Source organism: Microbacterium testaceum, from assembly GCF_029761935.1.
Taxonomy (GTDB): Bacteria; Actinomycetota; Actinomycetes; order Actinomycetales; family Microbacteriaceae; genus Microbacterium; species Microbacterium testaceum_A.
In genome coordinates this window covers 1118652-1140913 of sequence record NZ_CP121699.1, presented here as the reverse complement: position 1 = coordinate 1140913, position 22262 = coordinate 1118652, and the positions used below count along the sequence as shown (strand labels likewise).

Sequence of the window (22262 nt, the reverse complement as noted above, 5' to 3'; positions counted from 1 at the left end):
CTCCTCGTTGTGGCGACGACGGTTCGGGCCGTCGGTTTCGACCCTGCTCGCAGGTCGCCGTTCCGTCAAGGAGGAAAAGCCGGTGAGACTCGGGCGCTCAGAGCCGCTCGTGGGGGAGGACCTGCTTGATGCGCTCGATCGGGTTCTGCGCCGGGGCCTCGTTGTAGGCGTTCGCGAGCTCCTGCTCGCTCAAGCCGTGGATCGCGGCCATGATCTCGTCGGTGGCGCCACGGCGCGCGCGGCCCGAGGAAGCGGCCCCGTGCGGGGAGAGATCGAGGGGGGCGCCGAAACGCACCGTGATGCGCTCCTTGGTTGTGGGGATCTTCGCGCCCACCGGCATGACCTTGTCGGTGCCGATGAGACCCACCGGCACGACCGGCGCTCCGGTCTGCAGGGCGAGAAAGGCGACCCCGGTCCGGCCCTTGTACAGGCGACCGTCGAGCGATCGCGTGCCCTCGGGGTAGAGCGCGACGGCGCGGCCGTCCTCGAGCAGGGCGCGCTGCTGGTCGAGGGCCTCGAGCGCCTTCTGGCCCGCGCCGCGCTCGACCGGGATGGCGCCGATCGCCGTGAAGAACTGGCGCGACGCCCACTTCTCGAAGTAGGCCGACTTCGCCATGAAGTGCACCGGGCGGGGAGCGGCGACCGGGATGGCGATGGAGTCGATGAACGACAGGTGGTTGCTCGCGAAGATGACGGGGCCGGTGCGCGGAACGTTCTCGCGCCCCTCGATGCGCGGGCGGTACACGGCGCGCGCCAGGGGGGCGATGAGGAGACGTCCGAGGCGGTAGGTCGCGCCCATCTGCTCCGGCACGGTCACGGGGGTCTCGGCGGGCAGGTCGGAACTCACCCGTCGAGGCTACTCGCCGCCGCATGCCCGGGCGTGCATGGTGCGCGCGTGTACACGACGAACGCGCGCGAGCGAGGACGCGCACCGGCCTCCCAGCCGCGGCAAAGCCGAATGCGCGAGGATGGGGTCTTCCTGTCTTGCTTCGAGAGGTCACCCGTGCGCTTCCGCCCGATCGCTTCCCTGTCCGTCGTCGCCGCCGCGGCCCTGCTGCTGGCCGGATGCTCCGGTTCGCCCGACGAGGCGTCGACGCCCGACGCGAGCGGCTCGGCCGACGCGGGACAGTGCCAGAGCGCGCTCGCCGACGCCCCGGCCCCCGACGGTCTCGTCGTGTCGGGAGACTTCCAGTCGAAGGTCAGTGTCACCCTCCCCGACGGGTACAACCCCACCGCCCTGCAGCGCACGACCCTCGTCGAGGGCACGGGCCAGCAGGTGAAGGCCGGCGACGTCCTCAAGGCGAACTTCACGCTGATCGACACCGCTTCCGGCGCCGTCCAGCTCCAGACGCTCGACACCGAGGCGAACGGCATGGACACGCTCATCTCGCCGCAGCAGATCTTCGGCGCCGCCCTCGAGTGCGCCCCCCTCGGATCGCGCACCGTCTCGTCGTTCCCCGCCGGCACACTCGGCGAGGGCTCGCCCGCTTTCGTGCTCGTCGCCGACTCCATCTCCGAGCTGCCGACCCGCGCCGAGGGCACCGAGGTCGCTCCCGTCGACGGCATGCCCGCGGTGACGTTCGACGACAACGGCGCCCCCACCACCACGACCAACGCCGACGGCAAGCAGATGCTGCCCCAGCCGACGGCTCCGGCGCCCACCGAGGTCCGCATCGAGAACCTGCGCCAGGGCGCGGGCGAGGTCGTCAACCCGGGTGATCAGGTCATCGTGCAGTACACGGGCGCGCTCTACGACAGCGGTCAGGTCTTCGACTCCAGCTGGCAGCGCGGGACCCCGGCCCAGTTCGTCACCAACCAGGTCGTCGACGGGTTCCGCCAGGCGCTCGAGGGGCAGACGGTCGGCTCGCAGGTCGTCGTCGTCATCCCGCCCGCCGCGGGCTACGGCGACAAGGCCCAGGGCGACATCCCCGCGAACTCGACCCTGTTCTTCGTCGTCGACATCCTCGGGGTCCAGCACGCCGACATGGCGGGCTAAGTAGGCTGAGGGAATGCGCCGCGTCCTCATCCTCGGTTCCACCGGTTCGATCGGGACGCAGGCGCTCGACGTCATCGCGAACAACGCCGACCGGTTCGAGGTCGTCGGACTCGCCGCCGGCACCGATCGCGCCGGCGTCGAGTCGCAGGCCGCGGCGTTCGGCGTCGAGCACACGGCCCTCGGCGCGATGGAGGCGGAGCAGCTCGTCCGCGACGTCGAGGCCGACGTGGTGCTGAACGGCATCACCGGATCGGTCGGGCTCGGCCCCACGATCGCCGCGCTCGAAGCGGGGCGCACCCTCGCGCTCGCCAACAAGGAGTCGTTGATCGTCGGCGGCGACCTCGTCACCGCCCTCGCCGCGCCGGGGCAGATCGTGCCCGTCGACTCCGAGCACTCGGCGATCGCGCAGGCGCTGCGATCCGGTCACGCCGGCGAGGTGCGTCGGCTCGTGCTGACGGCATCCGGAGGCCCTTTCCGTGGGCGCTCGCGGGACGAGCTGCAGAACGTCACCCCCGCCGAAGCCCTCGCTCACCCGACGTGGGACATGGGGCGCGTCGTCACGACGAACTCGGCCACCCTCGTCAACAAGGGCCTCGAGGTGATTGAAGCGCACCTGCTCTTCGACGTGCCGTACGACCGCATCGCCGTGACCGTCCACCCGCAGTCGATCGTGCACTCCATGGTGGAGTTCGTCGACGGCTCGACCATCGCCCAGGCGTCGCCGCCCGACATGCGGCTCCCCATCTCGCTGGGGCTCGACTGGCCGAACCGGATCTCGGGTGTCGGGACCCCGCTCGACTGGACCCGCGCCTCGGAGTGGACGTTCGAGCCGCTCGACGAGGAGGCCTTCGGCTCGGTGGCCCTCGCGAAACAGGTCGGACGGGCCGGGGCGACCTACCCCGCCGTCTTCAACGCCGCCAACGAACAGGCCGTCGACGCGTTCCACGAGGGACGGTTGGGTTTCCTCGAGATCGTCGAACTGATCGAACGCGTGGTCGACCGCCACGAGCCGCCCACGACGCTCACCCGCGAGTCCCTCGCCGAGGCCGAGGCCTGGGCGCGTCGCACGGCAGACGCGCTCATCGCCGCGCGCTGAGGCGGGCCGGGCGTCGGGTTCGACGAGCTCAGCCCCCTCGTGATGGGAGAGGTCCCCAAGCCTATCGAAGGGGCCCGCGCGTGCGCTGACCCCGGCGGGCTCGGCCCTCGTAGGGGAAGGTCCCCGAGGGTCAAGCCCTGCGGCTCACCGTCCTCGTCTGGAGGGCCCCTGAGCCGGGCCAGGGGGACGGGATGCCGCGTTACCTGCGCCTCAGGCCGGGAACTCCACCGGACGCTCGGGGTCGGACGACGGGGTGCTGTCGGTCGGGTAGGGCACGGGCCACTGCGGGTCGGGCACGGGCCACCCGGCCGCGCGCAGGGCGCGACGCGACAGCTCGCGCGCCGAGTAGGGCGTGCGCACCCCGCGGATGTCGCGGTAGTCCTGGTGACCGGGGCCGGCCCAGAGGATCGCGTCGCCCTCGCCGACGAGCTTCACGGCCTCGAGGATCGCGCGCTCGGGCGGCGTGAACTCGAGGATCTCGGCATCCGGTCGCGCCCAGCGCGCCCCCTCGACGAGGACCTCGCGGATCGTGTCGGGGTTCTCGTGACGGGGGTGGTGGTCGGTGACGACGAGGATGTCGCTGCCCTCGACCGCCGTGCGGCCCATGTCGTGGCGCTTGGTGGCGTCGCGGTCGCCGTCGGCGCCGAACACCATGACGACCTTGCCCGGGGTCACCCGGCGGACCGCGGCGAGCGTCTTCTCGAACGCGTCGGGGGAGTGACCGAAGTCGACGTAGACCGCGGGGCCCTCGGCCCCCGAGACGAGCTGCGTGCGGCCGGGCAGCGAGGCCTCGATTCGCGAGCCGTCGAGGGTGCTGTAGAGGTGCTCCCAGGTGTAGCCGACCTCGAGGAGCATGACGATCGCGAGACCGGCGTTGGCGGCCATGTGGCGGCCGATCACCGGGACGACGGTGGTCAACGAGCGACCCTTGCCGTCGCTCAGGGTGAACTCGGTGCCCTCCTGGCGTTCGTCGACGATGTCGACGGTCCAATCGGCGGATGCCGCGGCGGCGGTGTCTTCGCTGATGGCGGGGGTCGCGATGGTCACGACCGGGATCTCCGCGCGAGCGGCGATCTCGGCGCCGGGCGCCGAATCGAGGCAGACGACACCGCGGCGGGCGCGGTCGGGGCGGAAGAGGGGGAGCTTCGCCTCGAAGTACTCGCGCATGTCCGCGTAGTCGTCGAGGTGGTCGTGCGTGAGGTTGGTGAACCCCGCGACGTCGAACACCAGTCCGTCGACGCGGTGACGGGTCAGCGCCTGGGCGCTCACCTCGACCGCGACCGCCTGCACGCCGCGTTCGCGCATGAGCGCGAGGAGGGCGTGGAACTCGGAGGCTTCGGGGGTGGTCAGGCGCGAGACGATCACCTCGCCCGCGATGTGCCGCTCCGCGGTGGACGACAGCCCGGTCACGACGCCGAGCTGGTCGAGGATCCCCTCGAGCAGGTGCGAGACGCTGGTCTTGCCGTTGGTGCCCGTGGTGGCCAGCAGCTGGGGGAGCTGGTCGTGGGGACCGGTGCCGTAGACCCACGCAGAGAGCTCGCCGAGGAGCGCGCGGGGATCGTCCACGACGACGATCGGAAGACCCGCGGGACCGGCGATCTCGGCGCCCGCGGCGTCGGTGATGACGGCGACCGCACCGCGTGCGGCGGCGGTGGGCGCGAACTCCGCACCGTGCCGGTTGACGCCGCGGATGGCGACGAAGGCCTCTCCGGCGCGCAGGTCGGCGGTGGCCAGCGTGATGCCGGTGAGAGTCGTGCCGTCGACGTCTCCGACGGTGCGCACGCCGTAGCGTCGGGCGAGTTCGGCGAGGTCGCGTCGCGGCGGGTTCTCCGGTCGGAGGACGGGCGGCAGGTTCGAGGGGGCGTCGGAGGGCATCGGGACCATTCTCTCATCCGGCGTCGCACAGGCACCGCATCGCAGCCGCACGGGCGGTTCAAAGGCGTCCGGCGGTATCGTCGGCGGGTGACTGCGATCGCGTTCCTCATCGGCGTCATCGTGCTCGTGCTCGGCCTGGCCGTCTCGATCGCGCTGCACGAAGTCGGGCATCTGCTGCCCGCCAAGCTCTTCGGCGTGCGCGTCGGCCAGTACATGATCGGCTTCGGTCCGACGCTCTGGTCCAAGCGGATCGGCGAGACGGAGTACGGATTCAAGGCCCTGCCGCTGGGCGGCTTCATCTCGATGGCGGGCATGTACCCGCCGGCTCCCGACGACGCCAAGCCCGGCACCAAGCGCTCGCGCTTCTTCGCGACGATGATCCAGGACGCCCGCGACGCCAACGCCGAGACCCTCATCGCCTCCGACGACCGCGTGTTCTACAAACTGCCCGTCTACAAGCGGATCATCGTGATGCTCGGCGGCCCCGTGATGAACCTCGTCCTCGCCGTCGTGCTCTTCACGATCGCCCTCAGCGGCATCGGCATCCAGCAGGGTACGACGACCGTCGCCTCCGTCTCGCAGTGCGTCATCCCCGCGAGCCAGAACCGCACCGACTGCACCCCGAGCGATCCCGTCGCTCCCGCGGCCGCCGCGGGCATCCAGCCCGGGGACGAGTTCATCTCGATCGACGGCACGCCGGTGTCGACGTTCGCCGAGGCCGCGGCGATCATCCAGCGCTCGCCCGGGCAGCAGCTGTCGGTGGTCATCGACCGCGACGGCGCGCAGCGCACCGTGCAGTTCACCCCCGCGACGACCGACAAGGCCGTCACCGATGCGAACGGCCGGCCCGTGATCGACGCGTCGGGTGCGACCGAGTACCAGACGGTCGGTTTCGCCGGGATCAGCCCGCAGAGCGCCCTCGTCCGCCAGCCGATCGGGACGAGCCTTCAGGCGACGGGCCGGTACATCGGCTCGGTCGCGCAGATCGTGTCGCAGTTCCCCGTGCGCATCTACGAGGTCGCCGTCGACACCCTCAGCGGCCAGCCCCGCGACGCGAACAGCCCCATGAGCGTGGTGGGGGCGGGCCGTCTCGCGGGAGACATCGCCGCCGTCGACGCGCCGATCCTCGACCGCGTGCAGGTGATGATCTCCCTGCTGGGCGGGTTGAACATCGCCCTCTTCGTCTTCAACCTCATCCCGCTGCTCCCGCTCGACGGCGGCCATGTCGTGGTCGCGCTGTGGGACGGCATCAAGAGGCAGATCGCGCGCCTGCGCGGCAAAGTCGCCCGGCCGGTGGATGCCACGAAGCTCGTGCCCGTGACGTTCGTCGTCGTGGTGCTTCTGGTCGCAACCGGCGGTGTGCTGTTCCTCGCGGACATCTTCAACCCGGTGCAGCTGCTCTAGGCGCGCGCTCGCGGTTCGAAGGTCCCTGAGCATGACGAAGGGTCCGGGGTCCGCGAGGGCCGGTGACTTCGACACGCTCAGCCACCTCGGTTCAGGCTCCGCCGCCTTGACGAAGAGGTTCCCGAGCGCGTCCGAAAGCGCGGGTCAGAGCGCGTGGGCGATCAAGCGCTCCAGCGTGCGCATGCCGTCGCGCGACAGGATCGACTCGAGGTGACCCTGCACGCTCGCGAATCCGGGCCCGTGCAGGGCGTAGACGTCGCCGGTTTCGGGATCGGCCGCGACCTCCGCGGGGATGTCGATGCGCCCCTTATTCAGGGGGAGCGCGGCGCTCGTCGCTTCTCCGTTCGCGGTGATCGATTCGACGACGATCCCCCGCTCGGTCGTACCCGGGGCCACGCGTGCCGTGAACGTGTTGTAGAAACCGATCGAGGCGCTCTCGCCGAACACGTCGACGCTCTTCTGCAGGCCCTGGTGCGGCTGTGCGAGAGGGGCGAGGTCGATGCCGAGCTGGTCGGCGAGGATCTGATGGCTCAGACACACCGCGAGGAGCGGAGCGTGGCGGAAGAGCCGCCGCGAGACCACTCGCCGCATCGCCGTCATGCGGGGGCTGTCGTCGCGCGGGTCGCCGGGCCCGGGACCCGAGACGACCAGGTCGGCGGCGTCGATCTCGTCGTCCGTCGCTTCCGACCACGGCACGATGCGGGTGTCCAGGCCCAGGTGACGCAGCTGATGCGCGAGCATCGTGGTGAAGCGGTCCTCGGCATCCACCACCAGCGCCGTACGGCCTGCGAAGGGGCCCGATCCGTCGGGGTCCTGCGGGTTCATCCAGAACGGTGCGAGACGGTCGTTGCGCGAGGTCAGCAGTTCGGCGATCGCGGGGTCTTCGGCCAACGGCCGGCGGGCCGCGGCCGGAGCGTCGGGGTCGGCGTCGGCCGGAACGGCGGGAGCGTCCCGGGGGATCGCTCCGATGGCGCCGAGCACGCCCGCCGCCTTTCCGTGGGTCTCGCCCACCTCGCCGTCGGGATCGGAGTGGCGCACGAGGGTCGCGCCCACGGGGACGCGCAGTCGCCCGTCGACCAGGTACGCCGTGCGGATGAGGATCGGCGCGTCGAGGTCGTGCGTGGGGCCCTCGGTCGAGCCGTTCGGGGTGAACAGCGCCGCGACACCGGAGTAGTACCCGCGGGGGACGGTCTCGTGGCGGGCGATCACCGTGCACGCGTTCTGCATGGGCGAGCCGGTCACGGTGGGGGCGAACATCGTCTCGCGCAGGATGTCGCGGGGGTCGAGGTCGCTCGAGCCTCGCAGCATGTACTCGGTGTGCGTGAGCCGTGACATCTCTTTGAGGTGCGGCCCGGTGATCCGACCGCCGTCGCTGCAGACGGCGCTCATCATCTTCAGCTCTTCGTCGACGACCATGAAGAGCTCTTCGGTCTCTTTGGTCGAGCGCAGGAACTCCGCGAGGGTCTCGGCGGTCGCGCCGCCGGCGGGGTGGCGGAAGGTGCCCGAGATGGGGTTCATCGTGACGACGCCGTCCTTCGCGCTGACGTGCGCCTCGGGGCTCGCGCCCACCGCGATGTGATCGTCGGTGACGACAGCGAACGTCCAGTACGCGCCCTTCTCGTGCTCGAGCAGCGCGCGGAACCACGTCAGAGCGGCGATCCGGGGGTCGACGTCGACGCCGGCGACGAAGTCGCGACGGATCACGAAGTTCGCCCCCTCGCCGCGGCCGATCTCGTCGGCGATCACGCGGCGCACGATGCGGGCGTAGTCCTCGTCGCTGATGTCGAAGCCGGCGTCCGCCAACGGCACGGGGGAGGAGGGGAGGGATGCCATGGCCTCGGCCCGCGGCAGGGACACGCGGTCGCCGATCACCAGACAGCGCAGCGGGGCCCCGTCGTCGTGGCAGACGAAGCCGCGCTCGCGCACCTGTCGGTACGGGACGAGCGCGAGCACCTCGCGGGCGACGCCGTCGGCATCCGTCAACGGGATGTCGGCGAGGAGCTCGACGTCGACGACGTCTCCGGTGAGGACCTCGACGGTCGCCCCGTCACGGGCGATGAGGGCGAAGGGGGCGGAACCTGCGGCGAGGTCCGAGAGCAGGGGAGAGGGGTCGAGCCCGGTCATCGAGATGTCTTTCCGTCTGTGCTGAGCGAGGTTCCGTCGCGGCCGCCGAAAACACGAAGACCGCCGGATTCCCCAGGGGGAGGGCGGTCTGTTGCATGCGTGCGCACCGCCTAAACGGTGGGCCACCAGGATGTGTGAGCGCGCATGGCGCCGAACCTACCACAGCAGCCTTTCGGCACCGGTTCAGGCGCCGTGCGGTGAGGGCGGCGTAGGCTGAGCCCGTGCCTGCTGTGAACCTCGGAATGCCCCGCGTGCCGGAGACCCTCGCGCCCCGTCGCAAGACCCGCCAGATCCGGGTCGGCAAGGTGCTCGTCGGTGGCGACGCTCCCGTCAGCGTCCAGTCGATGACCACGACGCCCACCACCAACATCAACGCCACGCTGCAGCAGATCGCCGAGCTCACGGCATCCGGATGCGAGATCGTGCGCGTCGCCGTGCCGTCGCAGGACGACGCCGACGTGCTGCACATCATCGCGAAGAAGAGCCAGATCCCGGTCATCGCCGACATCCACTTCCAGCCGAAGTACGTCTTCCAGGCGATCGACGCCGGGTGCGGCGCGGTGCGCGTGAACCCGGGCAACATCCGCAAGTTCGACGACCAGGTCGGCGCGATCGCCAAGGCCGCGAAAGACGCCGGCGTCTCGCTGCGCATCGGCGTCAACGCCGGATCGCTCGATCGCCGCCTGCTCGAGAAGTACGGCAAGGCCACCCCCGAAGCACTCGTCGAGAGCGCCGTGTGGGAGGCCTCGCTGTTCGAGGAGCACGACTTCCACGACTTCAAGATCTCGGTCAAACACAACGACCCGATCGTCATGGTGAAGGCCTACCGTCTGCTCGCCGAGCGGGGCGACTGGCCCCTGCACCTCGGCGTGACCGAGGCCGGACCCGCGTTCCAGGGCACGATCAAGAGCGCCACGGCGTTCGGCATCCTGCTGTCGGAGGGCATCGGCGACACCATCCGCGTGTCGCTCTCGGCCCCTCCGGCCGAAGAGGTCAAGGTCGGCCACCAGATCCTGCAGTCGCTGAACCTGCGCGAACGCAAGCTCGAGATCGTCTCGTGCCCCTCGTGCGGTCGCGCGCAGGTCGACGTGTACACGCTCGCCGACGACGTGACCGAGGGCCTGAAGGACATGACCGTCCCGCTGCGCGTGGCCGTCATGGGCTGCGTCGTCAACGGACCCGGTGAGGCGCGCGACGCCGACCTGGGTGTCGCCTCGGGTAACGGCAAGGGTCAGATCTTCGTGAAGGGCGAGGTCGTCAAGACCGTGCCCGAGAGCGAGATCGTGGCGACGCTGATCGCCGAGGCGAACCGCCTCGCGGCCGAGATGGGCCCCGACGCCGCCACCGGTACCGCGCAGGTCATCACCGCCTGACCGCGTACCCGATCCGCTCGGCGCTCATCTGAGCGTCGGCAGTCGGCTTTTGTTCCGATAGCGTCGGAAGTCTCATGACCGACACTGCACGCGCCTCCCTCGCCCGCCCGCTCATCGCCGGCGTGGTCACGGCCCTCGTCGGCTTCACCAGCACCTTCGCGGTGGTCCTCACGGGCCTGCGGGCGGTGGGTGCGACGCCCGCGCAGGCGGCGAGCGGACTGCTCGCCATCACCCTCGTCGTCGGGGTGGGCTGCATCGTGCTGGCCGGTCGCTACCGCATCCCGATCACCGTCGCCTGGTCGACGCCCGGCGTCGCGCTGCTCGCGGCGACCGGCGCCGTCGACGGCGGCTGGCCCGCGGTCGTGGGGGGCTTCCTCGTCTGCGCGGCACTGATCCTGTGCACGGCCCTGTTCCCGCCGCTCGGCGCGCTGATCGCCCGCATCCCTCCCTCGATCGCGCAGGCGATGCTCGCCGGCGTGCTGCTGCCGTTGTGCGTCGCGCCGTTCGTCGGGCTCGTCGACGACCCGTGGGGCGTGGCGCCCGTGCTGATCGTGTGGCTCGTGGCATCCCGTCTGCTTCCCCGATGGGCCGTGCCGCTCGCCTTCGTCGCGGCAATCGCGGTGGTCGCGGTGGAGCTCACCCGCACGGGGGTGAACGCGGATGCCGCCTCGCTCCTGCCCCGGCTGGAGTTCGCCACCCCCGCACTCACGGTCGGCGCGGTCGTCGGGATCGCGTTACCCCTGTTCGTGGTGACGATGGCGTCGCAGAACGTACCCGGCGTGGCCGTCATGCGGAGCCTCGGCTACACGATCCCGTGGCGCCCCGCGATGCTCGTCACCGGCCTCGGCTCGGCGGCCGCCGCGACCTTCGGCGGACACGCGATGAACCTCGGTGCCATCAGCGCGGCGATCGCGGCGGGCCCCGACTCCCACCCCGACCCGAAGAAGCGCTGGGTTGCCGGAGTATCGGCCGGGGGGACATACCTTGTGCTCGGGGCGCTGTCGGCGGCGTTCGCGGCGATCGTGCTGCTCGCCCCCGCCGGCGTCATCCCGGCGGTGGCCGGGGTGGCCCTGTTCGGCGCGTTCGGCTCCGCCGTGCAGCAGGCCATCGACGACCCCGGAGAGCGGGTGCCGGCCGTGGTGACCTTCCTCGTGGCGGCATCCGGGATCGCGGTGTTCGGGGTGAGCGCGGCCTTCTGGGCCCTGCTGGCGGGACTCATCGTGCGCGCCGTGCTGCACGTCGGAAGGCGTCGCGCCGCTTGATCAAATTGACCAAGTGCGGTTGACCAGTGTCGGAGGTGGGTGCGAGTCTGGTCGCATGAAGACGTCGCGAGTGAAAGTGCAGTACGCGAAGACGCACCTGTCTGCCCTCATCGCCTCCGTGCAACGTGGCGACGAGGTCGTCATCGCGCGGGGCGATACCCCGGCTGCGCGGCTGGTCGCTGTCGAGCCGCCCGCGGAGCGGGAGTTGGGCTTCGTGGCCTATGCCATCCCGGAGTCGTTCGCCGATCCCCTTCCCGAAGAGGAGCTCTCCGCCTGGGAGGTCGGTGCGTGAGGTATCTGCTCGACACGCACACGCTTCTCTGGGCCCTGACCGCCCCGGCCCGCCTCGGGCCGGCTTCCTCGGCTGTCCTCGCTGACCCGTCGTCGACGATCGTCGTGTCCGCCGCCTCGGCGTGGGAGATCTCGACGAAGCAGAGGATCGGCAAGCTCCCGCACGCCGATGCGCTCGTCGGGGGCTACGCGCGCCATCTGGATCGCCTCGGCGCGGAGAGGCTTCCCATCGATGAGACCCACGCGCTCCTCGCTGGATCCCTGCAGTGGGATCATCGTGACCCGTTCGACCGGATGCTCGCCGCGCAGGCGATGGTGGAGTCCCTCACGCTTCTCAGCAGCGACGACGCGTTCTCTCGGTTGGCGGGCCTCGCCGTTCAGTGGTGAGACCTGGGTGCCCGGGGGAGGTGAGTAGTCGAGCCGTCACCCTTTCGTTACCGAAATTGCCGCGTCGGTCGTGAACCGATCGACGGATCATGGACATTACAGAGTGTGGATGACGACGACGCCGGGCTGTGGACCCGGGTGCGCCAAGGCGACGAGCTCGCGCTCGCCGCGCTGTTCGATCGGCACGAGACGCGGCTGTTCCGGCACGCCTCGCGGCTGCTGACGAATCGAGAGGACGCGAAGGATGCCGTGACGGTGGCCTTCTTCGAACTGTGGCGCAAACGCGCCTCGGTGCGTCTGGTCGAGGGGTCGCCGCTGCCATGGCTGTTGACGACCGTCGCGCACAGCGCCCGGAATCTCGAGCGGTCGGGCAGGCGTTATCGCGCCCTGCTCGATCGGGCTCCCGTCGCCGCGCAGGTGTCGATGGACACTCACGACGACAGCGGCGTGCTCTCCGCGCTCAAGCGTCTGCCCGAACGGGAGCAGGCGGTCGTCGTTCTGTCGGTGCTCGAGGGCTACGCCGAGCGCGAGATCGCTCAGGCTCTCGGCATCCCGGCCGGAACGGTCAAATCGCGGCTCGCCCGCGCTAAAGCGAAATTGCGCGGCGAGCTCGCGCTGGAAGGGGCACGGGCATGAACGACGAACTGACGCCCTCCGAGCGCGCGGCCCTGCGCGCCCGCATCGTGGGCGGCGCCCACGACATCACGCCCGTCGGTGCGCACCGGAACGCCTGGATCGCGGGCTCCGTGGCGGCGGCTCTGGTGGTCGCGATCGCCGGGGGAGTGGCGGTGACCTCGACGCTGAGCGCGCCCGAGATCGCGACCACGCCGTCGCCGAGCCCGACCGCCACGGCGGAGCCGGTGCTGACGGCGACGCCGACTGTCGCGCCGACCCCGACCCCGACCCCGACGCCGACCTCCTCGTCGCCGGTTCTCGCCTTCGGTGGGGACTGTTCGGCTGTGCTCGATGCCGATGCGGCATCTTCGGTGGTCGGTGTTCCGATGCGTCTGTGGGAGGGGCTGTCCGTCTGGGACGCTCGATCGCTGGGCGGGGTCTCGTGCCACTGGCGGACGCAGGACTCCTCGGGGTGGCAGTCGGTGGGCGTCACCGTTCTTCCCTACTCCGTCGTGCCGGACGCCGTCCGCGCGAGGATCGGCGTCGCCCCGGTCTGCGAGGGCGGACCATGCGACTATTCGGAACGCTTCGGGGACGCGTGGGTGTCCGCGTACGCGAGCAGCGCCTCCGTGGCGTTGGACGCGGTAGCGGCGGTGGGGTCGCGCGCTGCCGCCTCGCCGGGAATCGAGCGGGCGCTTCCGGCGGCGGCCTGGCATCTCGATGGCTGTCAGGACCGTCTCCGTGGCGCCGTCGAGCAGACCCTTGGCCGTGTCGGACTCGAACCGGTGGGAACCGACAACGTGCCGCAGGGTCAGGAGTGGGACATCCTCACCGCTCGCGGTGCGGCCGCCTGGTGCTCGGTCGCCCCTCCCGTGTACGACGAGCCCGACTATTTCACGCTGCGGCTCAGTATCGCCCCCGGCCTGCAATCGGATCCGAGTGAGGTGGAGCGGTTCGGCGGCACTCCCGTTCAGGTCGACGGGGCCCGAGCCGCGTGGTGGATCCCACCGGCGAACGGGGTCGGCGGGCGACTGCGCGCGGACGCCGACGGGGGGATCATCGAGGCGGTGGGCACGGATCTTTCCGAGGAGCAGATGCGCGCGCTCGCCGCGAACATCATCGGCGCGCTCGGGTGACCCCCGGCATCCATTCCTCCCTCCCTCGCGGCCTAGACTCGTCTCTCGTGGTCACCCGTCTGTCGAAGTACTTCCTCCGCACGCTCCGCGAAGATCCCTCGGATGCCGAGGTCACGAGTCACCGCCTGCTCGTGCGCGCCGGTTACATCCGTCGCAACGCCCCGGGCGTCTTCGCGTGGCTCCCTCTCGGTCTGAAGGTCAAGGCCAAGATCGAGGCCGTCGTCCGCGAGGAGATGGCGAACGCCGGAGCGTTCGAGGTTCACTTCCCGGCTCTGCTGCCCCGCGAGCCGTACGAGGTCACGGGCCGCTGGGAGGAGTACGGCGAGGCGCTGTTCCGCCTGCAGGACCGCAAGGGCGCCGACTACCTGCTCGCGCCCACCCACGAGGAGATGTTCACTCTCCTGGTGAAGGATCTGTACTCGTCGTACAAGGACCTGCCGCTGACGATCTACCAGATCCAGGACAAGTACCGCGACGAAGCGCGTCCCCGCGCCGGCCTCCTGCGCGGCCGCGAGTTCACGATGAAGGACGCGTACTCGTTCGACGCGACGGATGCCGGACTCGACGCCTCGTACCAGGCTCAGCGTGACGCCTACGAGCGCATCTTCACCCGCCTGGGTCTCGAGTACGTGATCGTCGCCGCCGACGCCGGCGCGATGGGCGGATCGAAGTCCGAGGAGTTCCTGCACCCGACCCCAATCGGCGAGGACACCTTCGTGCGCTCGGCCGGCGGTTACGCGGCCAACGTCGAGGCCTTCACGACCGTCGTGCCCGACGCGCTGCCGATCGAGGGTCAGCCCGAGGCCGTGATCTTCGATTCGCCGAACACCCCGACGATCGCGACCCTTGTCGACCACTCGAACGCGCACCTCGACGCCCCGGCTCCCGGCATCGCCGGCCCGGCCACGGCCGAGGCCACCCAGTGGACGGCCGCGCACACGCTCAAGAACGTCGTGCTCGCCCTCACGCACCTCGACGGCACGCGCGAGCTGGTCGTCGTGGGTCTTCCCGGTGACCGCGACGTCGACGACAAGCGCGTCGAGGTCGCCTTCGCCCCCGCGGAGGTCGAGGCGGCCACCGAGGCCGACTTCGCGAAGAACCCCCTGCTGGTCAAGGGCTACATCGGCCCCTGGTCGCCGACCGGCGCCGTGCTGGGCGAGGAGTCGGCGACGAAGATCCGGTACTACCTCGACCCCCGAGTGGTCGATGGCACGGCGTGGATCACGGGCGCCAACATCGACCAGAAGCACGTGCACTCGCTCGTCGCGGGCCGCGACTTCGTCGGCGACGGCTTCGTCGAGGTCTCGACCGTGCGCGCGGGAGACCCCGCCCCCGACGGCTCGGGACCTGTGGAACTGGCCCGCGGTATGGAGATCGGTCACGTCTTCCAGCTCGGCCGCAAGTACGCCGAGGCCCTGGGGTTGAAGGTGCTCGACGAGAACGGCAAGCTCGCCACCGTCACGATGGGTTCATACGGCATCGGCGTCACCCGCATCCTCGCGATCATCGCCGAGCTCAACAACGACGACAAGGGCCTCATCTGGCCCGCGTCCGTCGCCCCGTTCGACGTGCACGTGGTCGCGACCGGCCGCGACGCGGTGGCGTTCGAGCTCGCGGCATCCGTCTCCGACCAGCTCGAGGCCGCCGGTCTCGACGTGCTCTACGACGACCGCCCCAAGGTCTCGCCCGGTGTGAAGTTCGGCGACGCCGAGCTCGTCGGCATCCCGCGCATCCTCATCGTCGGTCGCGGCGCGGCCGAGGGCCAGGTCGAGCTCTGGGACCGCCGCACGGGCGAACGCGACACCGTGTCGGTCGACGACGCCGTGGCGGCGCTCACGCGCTGATCCCGCACCGAAACGGCATCCGTCCCGCATCCGCCGGGAGGGGTGCCGTTTCGTCGTCCGCGCGGCTGCTTCCGTCGGTAGCGTGGATGCCATGATCTCGGCTCCCCGTCTGTCCCTGTCCGACGGCTCCACCATCCCGCAGCTCGGCGTCGGCACGTACAAGGTGCCGGCCGACGTCACCGCCGGCCTCGTCGCGGGCGCGCTCGCCGCCGGGTACCGCCACATCGACACGGCCGCGCTCTACGGCAACGAAGCGGAGGTGGGCGAGGGTCTGCGCGCGTCGGGCCTCGAGCGCGACGAGGTGTTCGTCACCACCAAGGTCTGGAACGACGACCAGGGGTTCGACGAGACGCTCCGGGCCTTCGACGCCAGCGCCGCGAAGCTCGGGCTCGACCGGGTCGACCTGTACCTCATCCACTGGCCGATCCCGAGCGCCGACCGCTACGTCGACACGTGGAAGGCGCTCGAGCGCTTGCAGCAGGAGGGGCGGGCGACGTCGATCGGCGTCAGCAACTTCTCGGTCGTGCACCTCGAGCGCCTGCGCGACGAGACCGGACTGCTGCCGGCCGTGAATCAGGTCGAGCTGCACCCGCGCTTCCCGCAGAACGAGCTGGTCGACTGGCACGCCGCGAACGGCATCGTGACCGAGTCGTGGGCGCCGCTCGCGCGCGGCGGCCTGCTCGACGAGCCGGTGCTCGCCGGCATCGCCGAGAAGTACGGCAAGACGCCGGCCCAGGTCGTGATCCGCTGGCACCTGGATCGGGACCTCGTGGTGTTCCCGAAGTCGGTGTCGCTCGACCGCATCCGCGAGAACGGCGACGTCTTCGACTTCACCCTCGACGACGACGACCGCGCGGCCATCGCGGGACTCGACACGGGAGAGCGCACGGGCCGCAACCCCGACCTCGACTGAGGTCCGGGCTCAGGCGTCGAGGCGGGCGTAACGTGCGCGGAAGACCGTGAAGACGCCGTAGGCGAGGAATCCCGCCCCGACGAGACAGGCGAGCACGGGACCGGCGGGCAGCGCCACGACGGCGGCGGTTGCTCCGTCGAGTCCGCCCGCGGTGTCGGGCTCGACGGTGACGGCGGTGACGACCACCAGCACGCCCACGATCAGCAGGGCCACGCCCTTCGCGACGAACCCGAGCACACCGAGCACCGTGAGGGCGAAGCCCCCGGGCCCGGCGGGCGTGCGCACCTTGGAGTGGAACGACCGGCGCAGGCCCATCCAGACGAAGCCGATACCGACCCCGGCCACCGCGAGGCCGACCGCACCGAGCACGAATCCGCCGATCGACCAGGTGAGGACACCCTGGCTGAGGTCTTCGGCCGCCTGTTCCGCCCGCGGTCGGGCGCCCAGGGCGACGGATGCCGAGACGAGGCCGATCGCGACGAACACGAGGCCCTGCGGGGCTTCGGTGAGGATCCGTCCGATGCGTCGCCACACCGACAGGTGGCGCGGCACAAACGCCTGCAGCAGGTGCCAGGCACCGAGGGCGACGAGACCGACGGCGAGGGCCCACAGCGCCGCCGCTCCGAGGGGCACCGCGGCGACAGCGCGGAACGCCCCTGTCTGGTCGCTGTCCTCCGTCGCTCCGAAGCCGACCGCGATCACCAGACTGCCGATGAGCAGGTGCAGGATGCCGTTGGCCGCGTACCCCGCGCGCGCGGCGACGCGGAACGCGGGATTGGCCTCCGCGTCCCGGGCGGCTTCGCGAGCGGAGGTGGACACTCGGGAACCGTACGCGGGTTGGCCGCCGGGCGACAATCCGGTTGTGCGTCCGCGCCTTCCGCGACGAGCGCGGCGAGGGGGTCGGGGGAGGCGTCATGCGGCGCCGGGGTGAAGATCGTGTGTCGTTCCCGTTCCACGTTGGCGTGAGCGGGCCGCACTGATTACGGTCGGATCATGCCCGAGAACACCGCTGAGCTGCGCCCCACTCACCCGCTCGCGATCGCGCCGGTCGTCGCCCCCGCGGCATCCGTCGACGGCTTCGCGAAGCAGTTCCTGCAGAACCTCAACTTCGACCAGGGCGTCACGCTGTCGACCTCCGACGTCAACGACCAGTACCTCGCCCTGGCCTACACCGTGCGCGACTACCTCATGGCGCGCTGGTTCGACGATCGCGCGCAGCAGAAGGCCCAGCAGAACAAGACCGTCTGCTACCTCTCGGCCGAGTACCTGCTGGGGCGCCAGCTCGACAACAATCTCCTCGCGGCGCGTCTGACCGACATCGCCACCGAGGCTCTCGCGCAGTGCGGCATCGACATCGACGACCTGCGTCAGGTCGAGATCGAGCCGGGGCTCGGCAACGGCGGCCTGGGTCGCCTCGCGGCCTGCTTCATCGACTCGCTCGCGACGATGAGCATCCCCACCATCGGCTACGGCATCCGCTACGAGTACGGCATCTTCCGCCAGGCCTTCGCCGAGGGGCAGCAGGTCGAGCAGCCCGACGCGTGGCTGCGCATGGGATCCCCCTGGGACTTCGCCCACCCCGAGGCGGCGCAGACGATCTCGTTCGCCGGCCGCACCGAGACCTACGACGACGAGGGCGTCGAGCGCACGCGCTGGATCCCCGAGTGGAACGTGCTCGCGGTGCCCTACAACATGATGGTCCCGGGCTACCACAACGGTCGCGTGAACACGCTGCGCCTGTGGCGCGCGGTGGCCACCAACGCCTTCGACCTGCACACCTTCAACTCCGGCGACTACGTCGAGTCGGTGCGCGCGCAGACCTTCGCCGAGAACATCTCGAAGGTGCTCTACCCCGAGGACTCCACGCCCCAGGGCAAGGAGCTGCGCCTGCAGCAGCAGTACTTCTTCGTCGCGGCATCCATCGCCGACTTCATCGAGAACGTCCTGCCCGACGACTTCGACCTCGAGAAGCTCCCCGAGCGCGTGATCTTCCAGCTCAACGACACCCACCCGGTGATCGGGGTGCCCGAGCTGATGCGCGTGCTCGTCGACGAGAAGAAGCTCGAGTGGGATGCCGCGTGGGCGATCACACAGAAGTGCTTCGCGTACACGTGTCACACGCTGCTGCCCGAGGCGCTTGAGGTCTGGTCGGTCGACCTGCTCGGCCGCCTGCTGCCGCGCCACCTGGAGATCATCTACCGCATCAACGACGAGTTCCTGCTCGAGGTGCGCGAGCGCTTCGGAGACGACGAGATGCTCATCCGCAACATGTCGATCATCGGCGAGCACCCCTCGCGCTCGGTGCGCATGGCCTACCTCGCCACGGTCGCGGGCTCGAAGGTCAACGGCGTCGCCGAGCTGCACTCGCAACTGCTGCGCGACAACGTGCTGAAAGACTTCGCCACCATGTGGCCCGACAAGTTCACCAACGTCACCAACGGCGTGACGCCGCGCCGCTTCCTGCGCCTGGCCAACCCCGACCTCTCGAGCCTGATCACCGAGGCCCTCGGCGCCGGGTGGACCGTCGACCTCGAACGCCTGCGGGGCCTCGAGGCCCTCGCCGACGACGCCGACTTCCGCGAGCGTTTCGCCGCGGTGAAGGCCTCGAACAAGCGCCGCCTCAGCAACGTGCTCGAGGCCCGGGGCGAGGCGCCGCTCGACGACGGGCACATGCTCGACGTCATGATCAAGCGCCTGCACGAGTACAAGCGCCAGACGCTGAAGGTGCTGCACATCGTCAGCACCTACGAGGGCATCGTCTCGGGTCGCCTCGACGTTCACGAGGTGCAGGCGCGCACGTTCCTCTTCGGAGCGAAGGCCGCGCCCGGTTACGGCATGGCCAAGCGCATCATCCACCTCATCAACGCCGTCGGCGAGGTGGTCAGCGCCGACGAGCGGGTCAAGGGCAAGCTCAAGGTCGTCTACCCGGCGAACTACAACGTCACCCTTGCCGAGCGCATCATCCCCGCCGCCGACCTGTCGGAGCAGATCTCGCTCGCCGGCAAAGAGGCCTCGGGCACGGGCAACATGAAGCTCGCCCTGAACGGCGCCCTCACCATCGGCACCGACGACGGCGCGAACGTCGAGATCCGCAAGCTCGTCGGCGACGACAACTTCTTCCTCTTCGGCATGAGCGAGCCCGAGGTCGAGGCGCTGTGGGCCGAGGGCTACCGCCCCGCCGACTTCTATCAGAAGGACGAGCGGCTGCGCAGCGCGATCGACCTCATCGCCTCGGGCGCCTTCTCGGGCGGCGACCGCACCGTGTTCGAGCCACTCGTGTCGAACCTGCTGTACGAAGACCGTTTCATGGCGCTCGCGGACTTCTCGACCTACCTCGACGCCCAGGAGCGCGTCGACGCGGCGTACGCCGACCAGGACGGATGGGTGCGCTCGGCGATCCTCAACGTCGCGCGCAGTGGCTACTTCTCGTCCGATCGCGCCATGCGCGACTACCTCGACCGCATCTGGCACGCCACCCCGGTGAGCTGACGCGGTTTCCGGATGCCGCGACCCGGGCGCTCGCCCGAGGTTGCGGCATCCGTCGTTTTCGGCGGTGGAACGCGGGGCGGTGGCGCGGGGCGCGGGGCGGTGGCGGGCGGGTCGGGTTCACAACGCAGGAGATTCGGATGCCGTGCGGCCGGCGCCCCGCGGAACCGCGCGGTCGTCGTCGCGTTCGGCGTCCGGATCTCCTGCGTCCTGCCCGCGCGCTGGCGGGAAGGCTGCGAAGGGTGGCCGCCGCGCGTCTGGTCGACGAGCGCGGGTTCCGCGAGAGTGGGGGTCCACCCGATCCCGGAGGCTCCGTGCGCATCAGCGACTTCCCCGTTCCCGACACCCTCGCCGCCCGCGGGGCCCTCGCGCTGGCGCAGAAGTACCAGTCGCCCGCGATCACGGCTCACGTGCTGCGGTCGTGGCTGTGGGCCGAGGCGTTCGGGGTGGTCGACGGCATCCGGGGCATCGACCATGAGCTGCTCTACGTCGCCGCCGTGCTGCACGACATCGGCACGGTGGGGGAGTTCGACAACCACGCGCTGTCGTACGAGCACGCGGGCGGGTACGTCGGCGTCGCGCTCACCGCCGGCGCGGGGTGGGAGCAGCCCCGACGCGAGCGCGTGCTCGAGGTGATCGTGCGGCACAACTGGCCGCGCGTGGATCCGTCGATGGATGCCGAGGGGTACCTGCTCGAGATCGCGACGGGCCTCGACATCTCGGGCGCCCGTCCCGACTCGCTGCCCGAGGATTTCCGCCGCGAGGTGCTCGCCGCTCACCCACGCGGCGCGCTGGCCGCCGAGTTCGGCGCGTGCGTGCTCGACCAGGCGGCGCGCAAGCCCGACACCGCCGCCCGGCGCCTGGTAGACGGGGGAGTGGTGGCCAAGCTCGCGGCGAATCCGCTCGAGCGTCTTTGACGGCGGCGGAGCCGGATCGACACAGCGCAGGAGATGCGGCGTCCGAGGCTGCCGGTTCTCGCGCGACGCGCCATCCCGCCCGGATTCTCCTGCGTCCTGTCGCCGAGCGCGAGGGTCCGATGTCTCGCGGGTCGCGGGGACCGCGGCATCCCGGGTATCGTAGGAGGGTTGTCGGCGCCGGTCGTGCCGACGAAAGCTGAACAACGGAGGGCCTTGTGGACATCGATCTCGCATTACTGAAGACGATCGAACGCGAGAAGGAGATTCCCTTCGACGAACTCGCGCGCATCATCGAGCAGGCGATCCTGACCGCCTACGCCAAGCACATCTCGCCGACCGGTGAGATCCCCACCGGTGCACGCGCCACCCTCGACCGCAAGACCGGCCACGTGGGCATCTTCACGCCCGTGACCGACGACGAGGGCGCGATCATCGGCGAAGAGGAGCAGGCCCCCGACGACTTCGGTCGCATCGCCGCCTTCGCCGCCAAGCAGGTCATCAGCCAGCGTCTGCGCGACATCGCCGACGACGCCGTGCTGGGCGAGTTCCGCGGCAAAGAGGGCGACATCGTCGCCGGCGTCGTGCAGCAGGGCCCGAACCCGCGCATGGTCCACGTCGATCTCGGCACGGTCGAGGCGATCCTCCCGCCCGAAGAGCAGGTGCCCGGCGAGACCTACGCCCACGGCTCGCGACTGCGCGTCTACGTCACGAGCGTCTCGAAGGGCAACAAGGGCCCGCAGATCACCGTGTCGCGCACCCACCCCGGCCTTGTCCGCAAGCTCTTCGCCCTCGAGGTGCCCGAGATCGCCGCGGGGCTCGTCGAGATCGTCTCGCTCGCCCGCGAGGCCGGCCACCGTTCGAAGATCGCGGTCAAGGCCAACGACCCGACAGTGAACGCCAAGGGCGCCTGCATCGGAGAGCTCGGCCGCCGCGTGCGCGCCGTCACCGAAGAGCTCGCCGGCGAGAAGATCGACATCATCGACTACGACGCCGAGCTGCCGCGCTTCGTCGCGAACGCCCTGTCGCCGGCGAAGGTCACCTCGTCGTTCGTCCTGGATGCCACGACCAAGGCCGTCCGCGCCCTCGTGCCCGACTACCAGCTGTCGCTCGCGATCGGCAAAGAGGGGCAGAACGCCCGTCTGGCCGCCAAGCTGACCGGTGCGAAGATCGACATCCAGCCCGACAGCATCCTCGAAGACAACTGAGCGTCCGATCGTCCCCACGATCGCGAGGTGTAGGATGGAACCCGTACGAACGTGCGTCGGATGCCGCGCACGTGCCCCCCGATCCTCGCTTCTGCGTGTGGTCGCGGATGGATCCGTCCTCGTCGCTGACGAGCGGGCGGTTCTTCCCGGCCGGGGCGCGTGGGTGCACGAGACGGACGCGTGTGTGAGCAAAGCGCTCGCACGGCGCGCCTTCGTACGAGCATTGCGTGTGTCAGGCCCGCTTGACACGCAGACCTTCGAATCACACCACCAGCGAAAAGGCTGAACGGCTATGGACACGAAGTGAACGGCTCGAAATGAGACCCGTCCGCAACTAA

Annotated in this window: 19 protein-coding genes; 15 read left to right on the top strand and 4 right to left on the bottom strand. The window is 70.4% G+C overall.

The window, feature by feature from the left end:
* Positions 1 to 97: 97 nt before the first annotated feature.
* A complete protein-coding gene (locus QBE02_RS05615) occupies positions 98 to 799 on the bottom strand; it encodes a lysophospholipid acyltransferase family protein (protein WP_279367859.1) in 702 nt (233 codons plus the stop codon).
* A 204-nt stretch (positions 800 to 1003) separates the two neighbouring features.
* Here QBE02_RS05615 and QBE02_RS05610 point away from each other — a divergent pair, with 204 nt between their 5' ends.
* A complete protein-coding gene (locus QBE02_RS05610; protein WP_279367466.1) occupies positions 1004 to 1996 on the top strand; it encodes an FKBP-type peptidyl-prolyl cis-trans isomerase in 993 nt (330 codons plus the stop codon).
* A 13-nt stretch (positions 1997 to 2009) separates the two neighbouring features.
* Complete coding sequence (gene dxr, locus QBE02_RS05605; RefSeq protein WP_279367465.1) at positions 2010 to 3092, top strand: 1-deoxy-D-xylulose-5-phosphate reductoisomerase; 1083 nt, start codon at positions 2010 to 2012, stop codon at positions 3090 to 3092.
* Positions 3093 to 3302: 210 nt separating this feature from the next.
* Here the strand turns inward: dxr and QBE02_RS05600 are convergent, their stop codons facing one another.
* Entirely contained in the window at positions 3303 to 4967 is a 1665-nt protein-coding gene (locus QBE02_RS05600) for a Mur ligase family protein (protein ID WP_279367464.1), read from the bottom strand.
* An 87-nt stretch (positions 4968 to 5054) separates the two neighbouring features.
* Between QBE02_RS05600 and QBE02_RS05595 the strand changes: the two genes are divergently transcribed.
* A complete protein-coding gene (locus tag QBE02_RS05595; RefSeq protein WP_279367463.1) occupies positions 5055 to 6371 on the top strand; it encodes a M50 family metallopeptidase in 1317 nt (438 codons plus the stop codon).
* Positions 6372 to 6515: 144 nt separating this feature from the next.
* Here the strand turns inward: QBE02_RS05595 and QBE02_RS05590 are convergent, their stop codons facing one another.
* Positions 6516 to 8495 (bottom strand): anthranilate synthase family protein, encoded by a 1980-nt coding sequence (locus QBE02_RS05590; protein WP_279367462.1) that lies wholly within the window; start codon positions 8493 to 8495, stop codon positions 6516 to 6518.
* A gap of 242 nt (positions 8496 to 8737) precedes the next feature.
* On the opposite strand from QBE02_RS05590, the gene ispG reads away from it, so the two are divergent.
* The 8 genes from ispG to QBE02_RS05550 all read left to right on the top strand — a co-directional run bounded on the left by ispG (position 8738) and on the right by QBE02_RS05550 (position 16316).
* Positions 8738 to 9868, top strand: coding sequence for a flavodoxin-dependent (E)-4-hydroxy-3-methylbut-2-enyl-diphosphate synthase (gene ispG / locus QBE02_RS05585; RefSeq protein ID WP_056228466.1), 1131 nt, complete (start codon positions 8738 to 8740; stop codon positions 9866 to 9868).
* A gap of 74 nt (positions 9869 to 9942) precedes the next feature.
* The gene (locus QBE02_RS05580) at positions 9943 to 11130 is read left to right on the top strand and encodes a benzoate/H(+) symporter BenE family transporter (protein ID WP_279367461.1); all 1188 of its coding nucleotides are present in this window, start codon (positions 9943 to 9945) and stop codon (positions 11128 to 11130) included.
* Positions 11131 to 11185: 55 nt separating this feature from the next.
* Positions 11186 to 11422, top strand: a complete 237-nt coding sequence (locus tag QBE02_RS05575) for a type II toxin-antitoxin system Phd/YefM family antitoxin (RefSeq protein WP_279367460.1) — start codon at positions 11186 to 11188, stop codon at positions 11420 to 11422.
* A complete protein-coding gene (locus QBE02_RS05570; RefSeq protein WP_268103611.1) occupies positions 11419 to 11808 on the top strand; it encodes a type II toxin-antitoxin system VapC family toxin in 390 nt (129 codons plus the stop codon). Before QBE02_RS05575 ends, QBE02_RS05570 begins: the two co-directional genes overlap by 4 nt.
* A gap of 105 nt (positions 11809 to 11913) precedes the next feature.
* Positions 11914 to 12444 (top strand): RNA polymerase sigma factor, encoded by a 531-nt coding sequence (locus tag QBE02_RS05565; protein WP_279367459.1) that lies wholly within the window; start codon positions 11914 to 11916, stop codon positions 12442 to 12444.
* Positions 12441 to 13559, top strand: coding sequence for a hypothetical protein (locus QBE02_RS05560; RefSeq protein ID WP_279367458.1), 1119 nt, complete (start codon positions 12441 to 12443; stop codon positions 13557 to 13559). The genes QBE02_RS05565 and QBE02_RS05560 overlap by 4 nt, the downstream gene beginning before the upstream one ends.
* Before the next feature lie 47 nt (positions 13560 to 13606).
* Positions 13607 to 15403 (top strand): proline--tRNA ligase, encoded by a 1797-nt coding sequence (locus tag QBE02_RS05555; RefSeq protein ID WP_279367457.1) that lies wholly within the window; start codon positions 13607 to 13609, stop codon positions 15401 to 15403.
* Positions 15404 to 15494: 91 nt separating this feature from the next.
* Positions 15495 to 16316, top strand: a complete 822-nt coding sequence (locus QBE02_RS05550) for an aldo/keto reductase (protein WP_279367455.1) — start codon at positions 15495 to 15497, stop codon at positions 16314 to 16316.
* 9 nt (positions 16317 to 16325) lie between these two features.
* Here the strand turns inward: QBE02_RS05550 and QBE02_RS05545 are convergent, their stop codons facing one another.
* Entirely contained in the window at positions 16326 to 17135 is an 810-nt protein-coding gene (locus QBE02_RS05545; RefSeq protein WP_279367454.1) for a DUF1206 domain-containing protein, read from the bottom strand.
* Positions 17136 to 17309: 174 nt separating this feature from the next.
* Between QBE02_RS05545 and QBE02_RS05540 the strand changes: the two genes are divergently transcribed.
* The 4 genes from QBE02_RS05540 to QBE02_RS05525 all read left to right on the top strand — a co-directional run bounded on the left by QBE02_RS05540 (position 17310) and on the right by QBE02_RS05525 (position 22210).
* Entirely contained in the window at positions 17310 to 19805 is a 2496-nt protein-coding gene (locus tag QBE02_RS05540; protein WP_279367453.1) for a glycogen/starch/alpha-glucan phosphorylase, read from the top strand.
* A 311-nt stretch (positions 19806 to 20116) separates the two neighbouring features.
* Entirely contained in the window at positions 20117 to 20719 is a 603-nt protein-coding gene (locus QBE02_RS05535; RefSeq protein WP_279367858.1) for an HD domain-containing protein, read from the top strand.
* 215 nt (positions 20720 to 20934) lie between these two features.
* On the top strand, positions 20935 to 21924 hold the full coding sequence (gene nusA, locus QBE02_RS05530) for a transcription termination factor NusA (RefSeq protein ID WP_074694211.1): 990 nt from the start codon (positions 20935 to 20937) through the stop codon (positions 21922 to 21924).
* A 34-nt stretch (positions 21925 to 21958) separates the two neighbouring features.
* On the top strand, positions 21959 to 22210 hold the full coding sequence (locus tag QBE02_RS05525) for a YlxR family protein (protein WP_074694212.1): 252 nt from the start codon (positions 21959 to 21961) through the stop codon (positions 22208 to 22210).
* The last annotated feature ends 52 nt before the right edge of the window (positions 22211 to 22262 follow it).